14 protein-coding genes are annotated in these 15,841 nt (G+C 60.3%); 10 read left to right on the forward strand and 4 right to left on the reverse strand.

What is annotated here, in order from left to right; translation table 11 throughout:
* Positions 1-81 precede the first annotated feature (81 nt).
* From ACRZ95_RS07035 to ACRZ95_RS07065, 7 genes are all read left to right on the forward strand, one after another.
* Positions 82-1,497, forward strand: coding sequence for a YcjX family GTP-binding protein (locus ACRZ95_RS07035; RefSeq protein ID WP_170677000.1), 1,416 nt, complete (start codon positions 82-84; stop codon positions 1,495-1,497).
* Entirely contained in the window at positions 1,494-1,949 is a 456-nt protein-coding gene (locus ACRZ95_RS07040; RefSeq protein WP_170677002.1) for a GNAT family N-acetyltransferase, read from the forward strand. Before ACRZ95_RS07035 ends, ACRZ95_RS07040 begins: the two co-directional genes overlap by 4 nt.
* Complete coding sequence (locus ACRZ95_RS07045; RefSeq protein WP_170677004.1) at positions 1,942-2,931, forward strand: YcjF family protein; 990 nt, start codon at positions 1,942-1,944, stop codon at positions 2,929-2,931. The genes ACRZ95_RS07040 and ACRZ95_RS07045 overlap by 8 nt, the downstream gene beginning before the upstream one ends.
* 59 nt (positions 2,932-2,990) lie before the next feature.
* Entirely contained in the window at positions 2,991-3,701 is a 711-nt protein-coding gene (locus ACRZ95_RS07050) for a VIT1/CCC1 transporter family protein (RefSeq protein ID WP_170677006.1), read from the forward strand.
* 216 nt (positions 3,702-3,917) lie between these two features.
* Positions 3,918-6,842 (forward strand): isoleucine--tRNA ligase, encoded by a 2,925-nt coding sequence (gene ileS, locus ACRZ95_RS07055; RefSeq protein WP_170677009.1) that lies wholly within the window; start codon positions 3,918-3,920, stop codon positions 6,840-6,842.
* Positions 6,843-6,967: 125 nt separating this feature from the next.
* Entirely contained in the window at positions 6,968-7,423 is a 456-nt protein-coding gene (locus ACRZ95_RS07060) for a methylated-DNA--[protein]-cysteine S-methyltransferase (protein ID WP_170677011.1), read from the forward strand.
* Positions 7,424-7,499: 76 nt separating this feature from the next.
* Positions 7,500-7,967 (forward strand): hypothetical protein, encoded by a 468-nt coding sequence (locus tag ACRZ95_RS07065; protein ID WP_170377775.1) that lies wholly within the window; start codon positions 7,500-7,502, stop codon positions 7,965-7,967.
* On the opposite strand, the gene ACRZ95_RS07070 is transcribed toward ACRZ95_RS07065, so the two are convergent.
* From ACRZ95_RS07070 to fsa, 4 genes are all read right to left on the reverse strand, one after another.
* On the reverse strand, positions 7,952-8,665 hold the full coding sequence (locus ACRZ95_RS07070) for a CDP-alcohol phosphatidyltransferase family protein (protein ID WP_170639292.1): 714 nt from the start codon (positions 8,663-8,665) through the stop codon (positions 7,952-7,954). The two genes, ACRZ95_RS07065 and ACRZ95_RS07070, sit on opposite strands and share 16 nt — an antisense overlap.
* 88 nt (positions 8,666-8,753) lie before the next feature.
* On the reverse strand, positions 8,754-9,674 hold the full coding sequence (locus tag ACRZ95_RS07075; RefSeq protein ID WP_170677013.1) for a tyrosine recombinase XerC: 921 nt from the start codon (positions 9,672-9,674) through the stop codon (positions 8,754-8,756).
* Entirely contained in the window at positions 9,671-10,378 is a 708-nt protein-coding gene (locus ACRZ95_RS07080) for a DUF484 family protein (protein ID WP_170677015.1), read from the reverse strand. The genes ACRZ95_RS07075 and ACRZ95_RS07080 overlap by 4 nt, the downstream gene beginning before the upstream one ends.
* Positions 10,379-10,577: 199 nt before the next feature.
* On the reverse strand, positions 10,578-11,231 hold the full coding sequence (gene fsa / locus ACRZ95_RS07085) for a fructose-6-phosphate aldolase (RefSeq protein ID WP_170677017.1): 654 nt from the start codon (positions 11,229-11,231) through the stop codon (positions 10,578-10,580).
* Positions 11,232-11,319: 88 nt separating this feature from the next.
* Between fsa and ACRZ95_RS07090 the strand changes: the two genes are divergently transcribed.
* The 3 genes from ACRZ95_RS07090 (at position 11,320) to ACRZ95_RS07100 (ending at position 15,767) form a co-directional block, all read left to right on the forward strand.
* Positions 11,320-13,515 carry a primosomal protein N' gene (locus tag ACRZ95_RS07090; RefSeq protein WP_170677019.1) on the forward strand — a complete coding sequence of 732 codons (2,196 nt, stop codon included), beginning with the start codon at positions 11,320-11,322 and terminating at the stop codon, positions 13,513-13,515.
* Between the two features lie 80 nt (positions 13,516-13,595).
* A complete protein-coding gene (locus ACRZ95_RS07095; protein ID WP_170677021.1) occupies positions 13,596-14,828 on the forward strand; it encodes an MFS transporter in 1,233 nt (410 codons plus the stop codon).
* Between the two features lie 66 nt (positions 14,829-14,894).
* Positions 14,895-15,767, forward strand: a complete 873-nt coding sequence (locus tag ACRZ95_RS07100) for a 50S ribosomal protein L11 methyltransferase (RefSeq protein WP_170665744.1) — start codon at positions 14,895-14,897, stop codon at positions 15,765-15,767.
* Positions 15,768-15,841: the final 74 nt, after the last annotated feature.

The raw sequence follows: 15,841 nt of genomic DNA on the forward strand, positions 1-15,841 counted from the left end.
AACGGGCAAGGGGGCGAAAGCGCTGGCATGTCCGGCAGCGGCTACCTATCTTGGGCGAAACGATTATTGCGGGGCGACAATTTGGTCATCTCATCCCTGGCAGACAGTCTTGTGCGCGGCGTCGAATCCATCGGCGACAGCGTGTCCGAGACGTTTTTCGAGCCTGTCATCCGTCTGGGCGTCACCGGTCTGGCGCGCTCAGGCAAGACGGTTTTCATCACGTCGCTGGTGGCAAACCTGCTGGACCGGGGCCGCATGAGCGGCCTGGTTGCGCAGCAAGAGGGGCGCATCAACGCGGCCTACTTGCAACCGCAGCCAGACGACACGGTCCCGCGGTTCGACTACGAATCTCACCTCTCCGACCTCACAGGCCCACAACCGCACTGGCCCGAAAGCACACGCGCCGTGTCCGAGCTGCGCCTGTCGTTCAAGGCGCGACCGGCCGGATTGCTGGCAGGGCTTCAGGGACCGCGCACCGTTCATCTGGACATCGTGGACTATCCCGGCGAGTGGCTTCTGGACCTCGCGCTGCTGGACAAATCCTACGCGGACTGGTCGCAGGAGACGCTGTCGCGCATCGTAAACCGTCCCGAGGCGGCCGAGTTTCTGGCGCAGGCTCGTGGCACCGATCTGACGGCAACGCATGACGAGCCGACCGCGCAGGCTCTGGCCGCTGCGTTCACGACCTATCTGAACACCGCGCGGGACGCTGGTTTCTACGACTGCACGCCGGGTCGTTTTTTGTTGCCGGGCGATCTGGCAGGCTCTCCGGTTCTGACTTTTGCGCCTTTGCCTGTGTCCGAACCCTCGCGCCGTCGCACCCTGCAGCGCGAGATGGAGCGGCGCTATGAGGCTTATAAATCTCAAGTGGTGAAGCCCTTCTTCCGCGATCATTTCTCACGCATCGACCGTCAGGTTGTGCTGGTCGATGCGTTGGGCGCAATCCACAAAGGCCCGCAAGCGGTCGAGGATATGCGCCGCGCCATGGGCGATATCCTCTCGGCCTTCCGTCCGGGGCGCAACGCGTGGCTCAGCCAGTTGTTGCTGGGCAAACGGGTTGAACGCATTCTGTTTGCAGCCACCAAAGCCGACCATCTGCACCACACGCAACACCCGCGCCTGACCGCGATCATGGAGGCCCTGACCCGTGAAGCACGGGATCGGGCGAGCTTCGCTGGTGCTGAAACGGCAGCCCTGTCGCTGGCCTCGCTGCGCGCCACGACCGAAGAAATGCGCAACCACAACGGAACGGAATTGCCCTGCGTTCGGGGAACACTATTGAACAGTGGCAAACAAGCTGCCTTCTACCCCGGAGAGCTGCCGAATGATCCATCCCATCTGCTCGGCCCGGCCCGGAACGGGGCCGAGGCGTGGCTTGGCGATGATTATGGTTTCATGGCTTTCGCCCCGGCCCAGTTGACGCTACGCCCGGGCGACGGCCCGCCGCATATCCGGTTGGACCGCGCCGCGCAGTTCCTGATCGGAGACCGGCTGTGACGGTTACCCTCCGCCCCGCCCGCAGCACCGATGCCGGTGCAACCGGGGAAATCTTGCACGGGTTTTCGCGTGAGAATGACTGGATTCCCGACCTCCACAGTTGCGCTGAGACCATCGCATTTTGCGGCCGTATGATTGATCAAAGCTGGGTTACAGTCGCTGAGGTCTCGGACACAGTGGTTGGATTTTTGGCCCTGAACGGAACGGATGTGCATTCCCTGTACTTGACGCCTGCTGCGCGCGGGCAGGGGATCGGCAAGCGGTTGCTCGATCATGCGAAGGCGCAGCACTCGCGGCTGACGCTGTTTGCATTTCAGGCCAACACCGGCGCTTGCAGGTTCTATGAACGCAACGGCTTTGCCGAGGTCGCCCGAAGCGACGGGGCGGACAACGATGAAAACCTGCCTGACATCAAATATGTCTGGCGTAGTGAAGGGGCAGAGAATGGCTAAAGGCCCGGTCCTGATCGACCTCGAAACAGATGAGCCCGCCGCCGACGTGGCCAAGGCCCCTCCGGTGCCCGATCTGGCGGTACCTCAAGGGCAGGCTATGCAAAGCGCGGCGCGATTTGCCGCCCGCAAACCCTCAGCCTTGGCGCGTTGGTTCTGGGGGTTGGCGCTGGCGGTAGTCGGGGCTGCGATTTCGGTCGCCGCATGGGATTTCGCGACCTCGCTGATCGCACGCGCGCCCATTCTGGGCTGGGTTGTCACCGGTTTGATCGCAGCTTTGGTCCTTGTTGCGCTGATCATCGCCGTCCGGGAACTGGCTGCAATTGGCCGCCTGTCCCGCGTTGACGGATTGCGCCGCGCAGCGGATGAGGCCTTGGCGGATGCTGATCTGACCAAGGCGCGGGCGGTCACAACCCACTTGATTGCATTCTACAAGGGCCGGGATGAGACCAAATGGGGCCGTGATCGGCTGTCCGAGCGAATGTCAGAACAATTCGACGCCGCTGGTCTTTTGGCTTTGGCCGAGGATGAGCTGCTGGCCCCCTTGGACGCCGCCGCCAGTCGCGAAGTTGAGGCAGCTGCCCGCCAGGTCGCCACGGTCACGGCCTTGGTACCTTTGGCCTTGGCGGATGTGGTCACGGCCCTTGCGGCGTCACTGCGAATGATCCGACGGGTGGCCGAGATCTATGGCGGGCGGGCCGGGTTTCTGGGCAGCTGGCGCCTGACGCGCGCCGTTTTCGTGCATCTGGTGGCGACCGGTGCGGTGGCCGTCGGTGACGATCTGCTGGAGCCTGTTCTGGGTGGATCGGTCCTCAGCAAATTGTCGCGCCGCTTTGGTGAAGGTTTGGTGAACGGTGCCCTCAGCGCCCGCGTCGGAGTGGCCGCGATGGAAGTGTGTCGACCCTTGCCTTTCTCAGATCGTCACAAGCCGTCGGTCCGCACAATGATCAAAAGGGCGTTGCAGGGGCTGTTCAGTAAGACTTGATCTGACGCAAAGCGGTATGGCACGCCATTCGTCACAGTGAATGTGACAGAAAGCGAGCCATGACAGATCACGGTCACAGCCAGCAGGAAATCGAACAGAGAATTAGCGACCCGCCCGGGCGGGGCGTTTTGCGTGACATCGTGTATGGGGGCATAGACGGGTCGGTCACCACATTTGCGATCGTTGCTGGTGTTGCCGGTGCCGGGTTGTCGTCATTCGTAATTGTCGCTCTGGGCTTGGCAAATGTACTGGCTGACGGGTTTTCGATGGCCGTTGGCAACTATTCAGGCACCAAGGCCGAACTGGACAATATCAAGCGCATTCGAGCAATCGAACAGCGTCACATCGCGCTCTACCCAGATGGCGAACGCGATGAGGTGCGCGAGATCCTTGCGCAGAAAGGTTTGTCTGGGCAGGTGTTGGAAGATGCGACAGAGGCTATCACCGCGGACCGCGAAAACTGGATCAACCTGATGATCGAGGGCGAATACGGGCTTGGCAGCGTCGATCCGCATCCGGTGAAGGCAGCGATGGCCACGTTTCTAGCCTTTCTGGTAGCCGGGATGGTTCCTCTGCTGCCGTTTCTGCTGGCTCTGGACAACGCTTTCACTCTCTCTGTCTGTATGACGATGGGGGTGTTTTTTGCCATCGGAGCGCTGAAAAGCCGGTGGTCGCTGACTCCGTGGTGGCGCTCGGGTCTGGAGACGTTTGCCATCGGCGGTGCGGCGGCCATGATTGCCTATTTCGTGGGGTCGTTGTTTCACCCTTAGCCCAATGATGTAGCGCTATTCGTCGCATGGGGCGGAGCCTCTGGACCATCGGGCATGGGCGGCTTATAAGCGCCCCCATGTATAACCGGATGGCCATCATTATTCGAATTATATCCCCGGCGCTCTGACCCTCTGAGACGCCGGGCAAAGGTGTTTGAGACTTCGCACCGACCGCTTCGATCCTAGTACGACCAGATCATCCAAAGGACGCCCCCAATGTGCGCCGACACGATCCAGACACCTGACTACAAAGACACGCTGAACCTGCCCAAGACCGAATTCCCTATGCGCGCCGGATTGCCCAAGCGCGAACCTGCATGGCTGGAGCGTTGGGAAAAGATTGGCGTATATGACCGCCTGCGCGAGAAAGAGGGCCGCACGCCCTTTACCCTGCACGATGGCCCACCCTACGCGAACGGCCACCTGCATATCGGCCACGCGCTGAACAAGACCATTAAGGATATGATCGTGCGGTCCCATCAGATGATGGGCTTCGACGTGCGCTATGTGCCCGGTTGGGATTGTCACGGTCTGCCCATCGAGTGGAAGATCGAGGAACAGTACCGCAAGAAGGGCAAGAACAAGGACGAGGTGAACATCGTCGACTTCCGTCAGGAGTGCCGCAAGTTCGCCGAAGGCTGGATCGACATCCAGCGCGAAGAGTTCAAGCGCCTGGGCATCACCGGCAACTGGCCCGATCCCTACATCACCATGGACTACCATGCCGAGGCCGTGATTGCGGATGAGTTCATGAAGTTCTTGATGAACGGTACGCTCTATCAGGGCTCAAAACCCGTTATGTGGTCGCCCATCGAGAAGACCGCGCTGGCCGAGGCCGAGGTCGAGTATCACGACAAGGAAAGCTTCACCATCTGGGTGAAGTTCAAGGTCGTGAATGCGGGCGATTTGGATAACGCATTTGTTGTAATCTGGACCACGACCCCTTGGACCATGCCGTCTAACAAGGCGGTCGTCTATGGCAAGGACATCTCATACGGCCTCTACGAAGTCATCGGCGCGCCCGAGGAATGCTGGGCCGCTGCGGGTGACAAATTCCTGCTGGCTGACAATCTGGCCGCCGACGTGCTGGGCCGTGCGCGTCTGAATGACGACCAGTGGACGCGTGTCCGCGATGTGACCGGTGATGAGCTGGCAGGTGTGCAACTGACACACCCGCTGGCCGGGGCCGAAGGCGGCAATGGCGAATGGGATGACATCCGCGACTTCCGCGCCGCTGAGTTCGTGACCGATACCGAAGGCACCGGCTTTGTCCACTGTGCGCCGTCGCACGGGATGGAGGAATTCGAACTCTATCGCGATCTGGGCATGCTTGAGCAGGTCATTACTTACAATGTGATGGACGACGGCTCGTTCCGCGCCGATCTGCCGTTCTTTGGTGGCAAATACATCCTGTCCCGCAAGGGTGGCGAGGGTGACGCGAACAAAGCTGTCATCGACAAGCTGGTCGAAGTCGGAGGGCTACTGGCGCGTGGCAAGATCAAGCACAGCTATCCGCATTCGTGGCGCTCGAAGGCTCCGATCATCTATCGGAACACGCCACAGTGGTTTGCATCCGTTGACCGCAAGCTGGACGATGGCATGGGTGAGATGGGCGACACCATCCGCGAACGCGCCCTGCGATCGATTGATGAACTGGTGAAATGGACGCCGCAGACCGGTCGTAACCGCCTGTATTCCATGATCGAAGCGCGCCCGGACTGGGTTCTGTCGCGCCAGCGCGCCTGGGGTGTGCCGCTGACCTGCTTTACCAAGAAAGGCGCTCTGCCCACCGACGCGGATTACCTGCTGCGCAACGAAGACCTCAACGCGCGCATCAAGGCGGCGTTTGAGAAGGACGGCGCGGATATCTGGTACACTGAAGGCTTCAAAGAGCAGGTGCTGGACGGCATCGCCAACCCTGAGGACTACGATCAGGTGTTCGACGTGCTGGACGTTTGGTTCGACTCGGGCTCAACCCATGCTTTCGTTCTGCGTGACCGTGAGGATGGCACCGATGACGGCATTGCGGACGTCTACATGGAAGGCACCGACCAGCACCGAGGTTGGTTCCATTCGTCGATGCTGCAGGCCTGCGGGACCAAAGGCCGTGCGCCCTTCCGCAACGTGGTAACCCATGGCTTCACGCTGGATGCCAAGGGCAACAAGATGTCCAAATCGCTGGGCAACACCATCGTGCCGGAAGAGGTCGTCAAGCAATACGGCGCCGATATCCTGCGCCTCTGGGTGGCTCAAACCGACTATACCGCCGACCAGCGGATTGGGCCGGAAATCCTGAAGGGCACCGCCGACAGCTATCGCCGTCTGCGTAACACCATGCGTTTCATGCTGGGATCATTGGCCGACTTCAACGAGGCCGACCGCGTGTCGCCCGAGGATATGCCGCGTCTGGAGCGTTGGGTCCTCAGCCGCCTGGCCGATCTAGATAACCAAGTCCGCAAGGGCTATGCAGAGTTCGACTTTCAGGGCGTGTTCAGCGCGGTCTTCACCTTTGCCACGGTTGATTTGTCGTCCTTCTACTTCGACGTTCGCAAGGACGCGCTGTATTGCGACGGTGACAGCCTGCGTCGCCGCGCGGCGCGCACCGTGTTGGATATCCTGTTCCACCGCCTGACCACATGGCTGGCGCCGGTTCTGGTGTTCACCATGGAAGAGGTCTGGTTGGAGCGGTTCCCCGGCGACGACAGTTCGGTTCATCTGGTGGATTTCCCGGAAACACCGGCTGATTGGCGTGATGCCGGGTTGGAAGAGGCTGTTGCCAAGGTCCGCCGTGTTCGCCGCGCCGTGACCGCTGCGCTGGAGGTTCAGCGTCAGGACAAAGTGATTGGGTCTAGCCTCGAGGCTGCTCCGATCGTGCATGTCGAAGATCAGGACACAGTTGCGCTGCTGGCGACTTTTGATGTGGATGATCTTTGCATCACCTCGGGCCTGACAGTCTCCGAGGATCCGGCCCCGGCCGAAGCCTTCCGTGTGCCCGAGATTGAGGGCGTGGGTGTAGTTTTTGAGAAGGCGGAAGGCGACAAATGCCAACGCTGCTGGAAGATTCTGCCCGACGTGGGACGGCATGGTCATGCGGGCGTTTGTGGGCGTTGTGATGAAGCGCTGAGCCAAAGCACCTCGTGAGTGTGGTGGGCGGGGTCTTTTGCGAGGCTCTGCCTCGCGCTCCGAGGTATTTTTGAACAGAAGAAGAGGCGGGCGCGGCGCGTTATGGGTTGCGCTTTGCCTGTAAAGGCTGGCAGCCTTCGGTCATGCCGATGATTGCGATACAGACCCGGTTTGGGTGTCTTGGGGTTGAGGAACAGGACGGGGCGATCACGCGTCTTGTCTGGGATGGCGTGAGCGACGGGTCTGAGACGCCATTGTTGCGTGAAGCGGCGGCTCAGTTGACGGCCTATGATGAGGGGCGGCTTGAGCGGTTCGATCTGCCTTATCATATTTCAGGGTCTGAGTTTCAGCGTCAGGTCTGTGATTTGATGTACGCGATCCCGCTTGGTGAAACCCGCACTTATGGGGATATCGCCAGGGAACTGGGTCAGCCGCCTCAGCCGGTGGGGCAGGCATGTGGGGCGAACCCGATCCCTGTCATCATTCCGTGCCATCGTGTTCTTGCGGCCAATGGGTTGGGCGGGTTCTCGGGCGACGGCGGGGTTGAGACCAAAGTGGCCCTGTTGCTGCACGAAAAGGCGGCGGGTCTGTTGATCTGATCGGTGAAAACCTGTTGCATTCCAACGTTTCGAGCCTCACCTTGTTTCAAAAGGAGATTTCGAAGGATCCCACTGAATGACCGACCAAGCAGAACGCGCCGCAGAAAAGAAAGCCATCATTGACCGACTGATGTCGCTGGAGGCGCAGGAACTGGCCACGGCCCAGGCGCATTACGACGCCTTTTTGAAAGATGCCCAACTGGATGACCGAGAAGGGCATGACAAGGATGATATCGCAGCCTCGCGCGAGAATGCGGACCTTGCTGCGGCGTTCGACGCACCGGTACACGCGCATCACGCCAAGATAGACGTGATCGAGAACACCAATTTCGGTATCACTGATACGGTTCAGCCCGGCGCGGTCATCAAGTTCAACAATCGCCGTTTTGTTGTCTGCGTCTCGACCACTCGCTTCGATGTGGACGGCAAGACCTATATGGGTATCTCAACCCAGAGCCCGATTTATCTGGCCATGATTGGCTTGCAGGCGGGCGACGTCTTCACCCATAACGGGACCGAGTTTGAGGTTCAGGACGTTTTGTAATCGGCGCTTTTGCGTTGCGGAATGATCTGCTGCGCAATGCCTGCGAAGACCAGATACAGGCTGGTCACAACCAGCCCCCAATGCGCCCAGCTTTCCGGGTGGAAATCTACCCAGGCTGCCCAACCGGCAAAGAAGGTCCAGGCCAGTGCCATGGGCAGGGTCACGCTGCGCCAGCGCTCGGTGCGAACGGGGTGGACGAATTTCAGAGGCAGGAACATGGCGACGGCCAGAAGGGTTACCAAAACGAGGCTGACCCAGAAGTTTGGCTCGAGCGCGAAGATCACGATGACAAACATGTTCCAGCATCCGGGAAAGCCGGAGAACGAGTTGTCTTTGGTCTTCATCCGCGTGTCGGCAAAGTACATGGCGCTGGCGAATGTGATGACGATGATCGCAAACCATCCTGTCCAGCCATCCATCAAGCCGGATTTGAACAGTGCATAGGCCGGTATGAACACATAGGTCAGGTAGTCGATGATGAGATCCAACAGGACACCATCAAACTCGGGCGCATTTTTCTTGACGTGATAATGGCGGGCCAAGGGGCCGTCGATGCCGTCGACGATGAAGGACACCACAAGCCACAGATACATCAGGCTCCATTCTTCATCCACGGCCGCCAGCATGGCGAGCATTGCGAAAACGGCTCCGGTTGCGGTGAAAAGATGAACGGCAAGCGCTTTGAATCTAAGTGTCATGCCCGTGTCATGAAGGATGTGAGGGGCAGATGCAAAGCAAAAAGACAGTTTGGTTGCAAGGACATTGAGGATGCCGTGCTTTTGGACCTCAGGCCTTTGGATGGGCGCGGTTATAGACCTCCATCAGGCGGGCGGTGTCGACGGCCGTATAGGTCTGGGTAGTGGATAGCGAGGCGTGGCCCAGAAGCTCTTGAATAGCGCGCAGATCCCCACCCGCTGAGAGCAGATGCGTGGCAAAACTATGCCGCATGGCATGGGGCGTTGCGGTCGCGGGCAGGCCGAGCTGCATGCGGGCCTTAGACATGACCTCTTGGATCGCGCGGGGATTGAGCGCTCCACCCCGGACACCGCGAAACAGGGCAAGGTTGTCTGATTTCAGGTGCGGGCAGAGTTGGAGATAGTGGTCCACCGCTTCGCGGGCGGCAGGAAGGACAGGGACGATCCTTTCTTTGTCGCCTTTGCCTGTAATGCGCAGGGTTGCCGGCAGGGGGGCATCTGCACCGGTCAGAGACAGCGCCTCGGAAATGCGCAATCCGCAGCCGTACAGCAGCGTGACAACAGCCACATCACGGGCTGAGATCCAGTCATTGCTGGATTGCAACTCGACCGTTTCGATCATGGCGCGGGCTGCGTCCTCGGCCAGAGGGCGCGGGAGTTTTTTGGTGAATTTTGGCGCGCGGGTCGAAAGGACGGCAGTGGGTTCGAAGCCTTCACGCTCGGCCAGCCAGCGGTAGAAGCTTTTGACGGCTGACAGTTTTCGCGCCAGAGAGCGCGCGCCCACACCGCTTTGGCGCTGATCGGCCATCCATGCGCGCATGTCCGAGACGGTGATGCGTTCGAGCGCGGCGATGCCCTGACGGTCTCCGTGGTAGAGGGTCATGAAGGAGAGGAAATCGGTGACGTCCCCGCGATATGCGGTTTGGGTGTTCTGAGACCGTCCCGCCAGTGCGCCCAGGCTCTCCAACCAGTGTTGGAGGGCGTCTCGGCAAGCTGGCGAGATCAGGCTCACGACAGCCAGTGGCGCATTGAGCGTTCGAACACGCCAGCAAAAAACGACAACAGATCGGTGCCAAGTTGCGGCGTGAAGTGCCTCGGGTCCGAGGCCCCCATGACAATCAGACCGGGCAGGCGACCGGATCCGAGATCTAGCTTCAGGCAAGCTTCGGACCTGAGTTGAGCGGCAAGAGTGCCAAATACCCGTTGGTTGGGCTTCTGAATTTCGCGCAAGATTACGTCGCGCGCGGGACCGCCGCGATCATAGGTTAGGTATTGGTCGACAAAACCCGGTTCGACGACGGTCAGCGTGCCGCCCAGTTTGTCGATGGCGGGATCGTCCATAAGGGCGGTGGTTTCCAAAACCAGTGTGATGCGTTGGACCCGCAGGATTTCGGCAACATCCTCGCCAAGCACGCGCAGGAAGTTTTCGAACTCAACCGGTTCTAGAAGACGCAGAATGGCGCGGTGGACTTGGTTGGTCCCGGCCAGGTTTTCGTAGGCTGCGGCGATGACGGACCGGTGCGTGTCTTCCAAACGGTCCAGTCTGGCTTCGAGCCGTTGCATGGCGATGCCGCGCAGGTCGATGACGTTGTCGCCTCGGGCCTGTTCATTGGCGTCTACCAGTGCCTGCATCAGATCTTTATCATCCAGCAAAGCATCAGGCTTGGCCAGAATTGCGGCTCGGAGGTTGTCCTCGAGTTTTGGGTTGCTGCTCATATCCCGTCCGGTCGTTTTTTTGTTTTGGCGGTTTATAGCACGCCCAACCGGACTTGCCTTGGAAAAAATGCACGCATGAGTGGATTTCATTTTGCGCTGTGTCCGAAGCGCTCCCGCCTGTTTGGCGCCGATCAGAGATCAGCCCCGCACAGTTGGGCCGGGCGCGACGCCTGACGGCATCGCGCGGGCGTGCATTGGATCAGAGGATTTTCTGACCGGTCTTGGCCCAGTCGGCCAGGAAGGTTTCTAGGCCTTTGTCCGTCAACGGGTGGTCAGCCAGCTTCTTGATCACGCCCGGAGGGGCGGTGATCACGTCGGCACCAATGCGCGCGCTGTCGGTCACGTGGTTCACGGTACGGATCGAGGCGGCGAGGATTTCGGTCTCAAACCCGTAGTTGTCATAGACCTGACGGATATCGGCGATCAGATCCATGCCGTCGAGGTTGATGTCGTCCAAACGGCCAATGAAGGGCGAGATGAAGGTCGCGCCTGCCTTGGCGGCCAGAAGGGCCTGATTGGTTGAGAAACACAGCGTCACATTGACCATCTGGCCTTCGTCGCTAAGGGTTTTGCAGGTTTTCAGGCCGGCCCATGTCAGCGGTACTTTGACCGCAATGTTCGGCGCGATCTTGGCCAACTTGCGGCCTTCGGCGATCATGTCATCGGCCTCGGTGGCGACAACTTCGGCGGAGACGGGGCCGTCGACCAGATCACAGATCTCTTTAGTGACTTCCAGAATGTCGCGGCCTGATTTCAGGATCAGCGAAGGGTTGGTGGTGACGCCGTCCACCATGCCCAAGTCGTTCAGTTCGGCAATGGCGTCGATCTCGGCGGTGTCTACGAAGAATTTCATGCGGGCAGTCCTTTGATGGGTTGGCCTTGGTCGCGGATGGCTTTACCTCAAAGAGACCCCTGCTGGAACCCCCTGCATAGGATATGCTGTGAGCGCTAACGGATTTTTCGACGAAGGAGAGCTGGTTGCAGTGCTGACAACCCAGCCGCTGGACCGGACGTTGGACTACAAAGCGCCCGAGGGCGGGTGCTTTCTGGGTGCGTTTGTCGAGGTGCCATTGGGGCCGCGCAAGGTGCTGGGCGTGGTCTGGGGGCCGGGGCAGGGCGGGTTCGATTTGACCAAAGCACGGTCCGTGATCCGGGTGCTTGAAGTTGCGCCCATGCGCGAAGAGATGCGGGTGTTTCTGGGAAAGGTGGCGGACTACACGCTGACACCGATGCCTGCGATGCTTCGTCTTGCGACCCGCGCGCCGGGCTTGGGGGATCCGCCCTCGATGCGCAAAGTCTACCGGTTGGGTGCGTCTGAACCGGATCGGATGACCGATGCCCGCACCCGGGTGCTCGAGGTGTTGAAAGAATATGGCGGGCTGGCCTTCACCTTAAAGGAATTGGCCGAGCAGGCCGGGGTAACCACCTCTGTCGTCAAAGGGTTGGTCAAACTGGCCGCTGTTCGGGAAGAGGACAGTCCACGCGATCTACCCTATCCTCATCTCGATCCCGAGTTGCCCGGCAAATACCTGACCGAGGATCAGGCGGCAGCCGTGGCGCGACTGCAGGCTGGCCAGCGGACCGGCACCTACGGCACAACGCTGCTGAAAGGTGTGACCGGTTCGGGCAAGACCGAGGTCTACCTGGAGGCCGTCGCCGAAGCGCTGCGCATGGGACGCCAAGCGCTGGTTCTGCTGCCCGAGATTGCGCTGACGGCCGAATTCCTGACCCGCGTCGAGGCCCGGTTTGGTGCCCGCCCAGCCGAGTGGCACTCAGGGGCTACGATGACCGAGCGTCGCCGGGTTTGGCGGATGGTCGGGCAGGGTGATGCGCAACTGGTGGTGGGCGCGCGCTCGGCCCTGTTCCTGCCATTCCGTGATTTGGGCTTGGTTGTGGTCGATGAGGAACACGACACCTCATATAAACAGGAAGACGGCGTGCACTATAGCGCGCGAGACATGGCGGTTCTGCGCTCGGCCATTTGCGGCGGGCGAGTGATTCTGGCTAGCGCGACGCCCTCGTTGGAAAGCTGGGCCAATGCCGAGGCGGGCAAGTATGAGCGGCTGGATCTGACCTCACGCTTCGGGGCGGCGGTGCTGCCCGAGATGAAACCGATCGACATGCGCGCCGAGCAGATGCAGCCAGGGACGTGGATTTCCCCGTCCTTGCGGCAGGCGGTGCAGCAACGGATCGAAAAGGGTGAACAATCACTACTGTTCATCAACCGCCGGGGCTATGCACCGGTTACTTTGTGCCGAGCCTGTGGGGAGCAGATCGCCTGCGATCACTGCGACGCGCGGATGGTGGAGCACCGGTTCCTCAAGCGCCTGATGTGCCATCAATGCGGCGAGACCAAGCCGATGCCCGAGGCATGCCCCTCTTGCGGGGTCGAAGGGAAACTGGCCCCGGTCGGGCCGGGGATCGAACGGCTGGCGGAAGAGGCCGAGGCGACCTTCCCCGAGGCCAAGATCGCGATGCTCAGCTCCGACCTGTTCGGCTCGGCCCGTGCGCTGAAGGCCAAGATTGAAGAGATCGCCGAAGGGGATGCAGATATCGTCATCGGCACGCAACTGGTGGCCAAGGGGCATAATTTTCCCAAACTGACGCTGGTGGGGGTGATTGATGCCGATCTCAGCCTGCATGGAGCGGATTTGCGCGCGGCAGAGCGGACGTTTCAATTGATGCGGCAGGTGGCCGGACGTGCGGGGCGCGCAGACAAGCCGGGGCAGGCGCTGTTGCAAACGTTTCAGCCCGAGCATCCGGTCATCCGCGCCATTCTGTCGGGTGATGAGGAAGGCTTCTGGAAAGCCGAAGCAGCCGGTCGCCAAGCCGCTGGTGTGCCGCCCTACGGGCGCATGGCGGGGATCGTGCTGTCTGGCCCCGAGGTCGCTCCGGTCTTTGATATCGGCAACGCGATGGCGCGTAATGATGCGCCGTTGCGCGAGATTGGCGCTCAGGTCTTTGGTCCGGCCCCTGCGCCGATTGCCCGCATCCGGGGCAGGCATCGAGTACGCCTTTTGGTCAAGGCCCCCAAGGGTGCGCCCATTCAGGACGCCATCGCCCGCTGGATCGCGCCTCTGCGCCTGAAAGGGGATATCCGCCTGACCGTCGATATCGACCCGCAGAACTTCTACTAACCTCTGCATAGGCGCAGAGCGGATGTGCGCCGGGATCTCTCCTCTCGCCAAAGCGCAAAAATCGGCGTAGAGGGAGTCGCATGTTGAAACCAATGCCACTTTCCGAGGCGCAAAGCCTGCCGTTTTGGCGGCGCCCGATCACGCTGCTGTTCATGATGGCGCTGACTATGCCCATTGCGTTCAATGGGTGGAGCGCGCTTTTGAACAACTTTGTCATCGAAGTGGCGAATTTCGATGGCGCAGATATTGGCTTGTTGCACACTGTGCGGGAAATACCGGGTTTTCTGGCCGTCGGTGTGATCGCTGTGATCATCTTTGTGCGGGAGCAGGTGCTGGCCATGATCTCGCTGATGATGCTGGGCGTGGCGACGGCGGTGACTGCATGGTTCCCAAGCCTTGGTGGGCTGCTATTCGTAACGCTCTTTAGCTCGATCGGCTTTCACTACTACGAGACGGTCAACCAGTCGCTGCAGTTGCAATGGATTCCAAAGGACCGCGCGCCGCAGATTCTGGGATGGCTTGTGGCGATGGGCTCGGCTGCGACGGCAGTGGTCTATGGGCTGATCGTCCTGACATGGGATCGGTTCGACCTGTCCTACAACTTCGTCTTCATGATGGCGGGCGGTGCGACGGCGCTTTTGGCTCTGTTTTGCCTGCTGGCCTATCCGCAATTCGACGCGCCGACGCCGCAGACCAAAAAGCTGATCCTGCGCAAACGCTACTGGCTGTATTACGCGCTCCAATTCATGGCGGGCGCGCGCCGTCAGATCTTTGTGGTGTTTGCTGGCTTCATGATGGTCGAGAAATTCGGGTTCGAGGTGCACGAACTCACCAGCCTGTATCTGATCAACCTCGTGATCAATATGGCCGCGGCTCCGATGCTGGGCAAAGCGGTTTCCAAATTTGGTGAACGTCGGACGCTGATCTTCGAATATGCCGGGCTGGCCATCGTTTTCGCAGCCTATGGTGGCATCTACTGGTTTGGGTGGGGCGTGGTTTTAGCCGCGACACTCTATGTGATCGACCATGTACTGTTCGCGCTGGCTTTGGCCCTGAAGACCTATTTCCAGAAAATCGCCGATCCCGCCGATATCGCACCGACGGCCGCCGTGGCGTTTACCATCAACCATATCGCGGCCGTGTTCCTGCCTGCGCTGCTTGGGTTGCTTTGGGTGGCCTCACCGGGTGCAGTGTTTGCACTGGCGGCGGCGATGGCAATGATCTCGCTCGCCCTGTCTCTGCTGATCCCGCGCCATCCTGAACGGGGCAATGAGACGATCCTGACCAAGTACGCGCCGGCCCCCGCCGAATAGGCGCAAGAGCTTGACCTTGGCGGGCCCACGCCCTAGGCGCTGTCGTGACCCAGACAGGAGGCCCCCATGCCCACATTCACCGCTCTTACCACGCTGACCGGCAAAAAACCCGCCGAAGGTCTTGGCGAAGCGATGGAGCGTCTGGATCCCGAACCCACTGGCGTTGGCGTTTTTGAGGTCGAAGATGGCTCAGGCCTGTGGGAGGTTGGCGGGTATTTCACCGAAGCCCCTGATGAGACGGCGCTGGCCGTGCTGGCTGCGGCGTTTGAGGCCAAGCCCTTTGTGGTGTCTGAACTGCCCGAAACCGACTGGGTCGCCCATGTGCGCCGCGAACTGGCCCCGGTCGAAGCGGGTCGGTTCTTTGTCTATGGCAGCCACGATGCCGACAAACTGCCCGAAGACCGCATCCCCCTGTTGATCGAGGCCGCGATGGCCTTTGGTACCGGCCACCACGGAACCACTCTGGGCTGTCTGAAGGCGCTGGATCAGTTACTGGACGAAGGGTTCTCGGCCAGCAAAGTCGCCGATATCGGGTGTGGGACTGCCGTGCTGGCCATGGCGGCTGCGCGTGTCTGGGAAGGCGACATCATCGCCAGTGATATTGATCAAGTTGCCGTTGATGTGGCCGAAGCGAACCTGAAGGCCAATGGCATGTCCGGTCAGGTTCACTGTGTCGAGGCCGCTGGCTTCGATCACCCGGACCTGAACGCGCACGCGCCCTATGACTTGATTTTCGCCAACATCCTGAAGGGTCCGCTGGTCGCTCTGTCGCCGGAAATCTCGGCGAATCTGCGGGCTGATGGCTTTGCGATCCTGTCGGGAATCCTGAACGAACAGGCCGATGATGTTGTGAATGTTTATTCCCAGAATGGCTTCAATCTGCATCATCGAGGTGAGATTGGTGAATGGACGACGCTAATCTTAAGTAAACAGGGCTAAATCGGGGCCATTTACAGGAGTTTTCTAGAGTCGCGCCACGTTTTTGTCGCAATCTATGCTTACCCTTTTTTAAT

This window comes from Ruegeria sp. AI3, assembly GCF_056541245.1.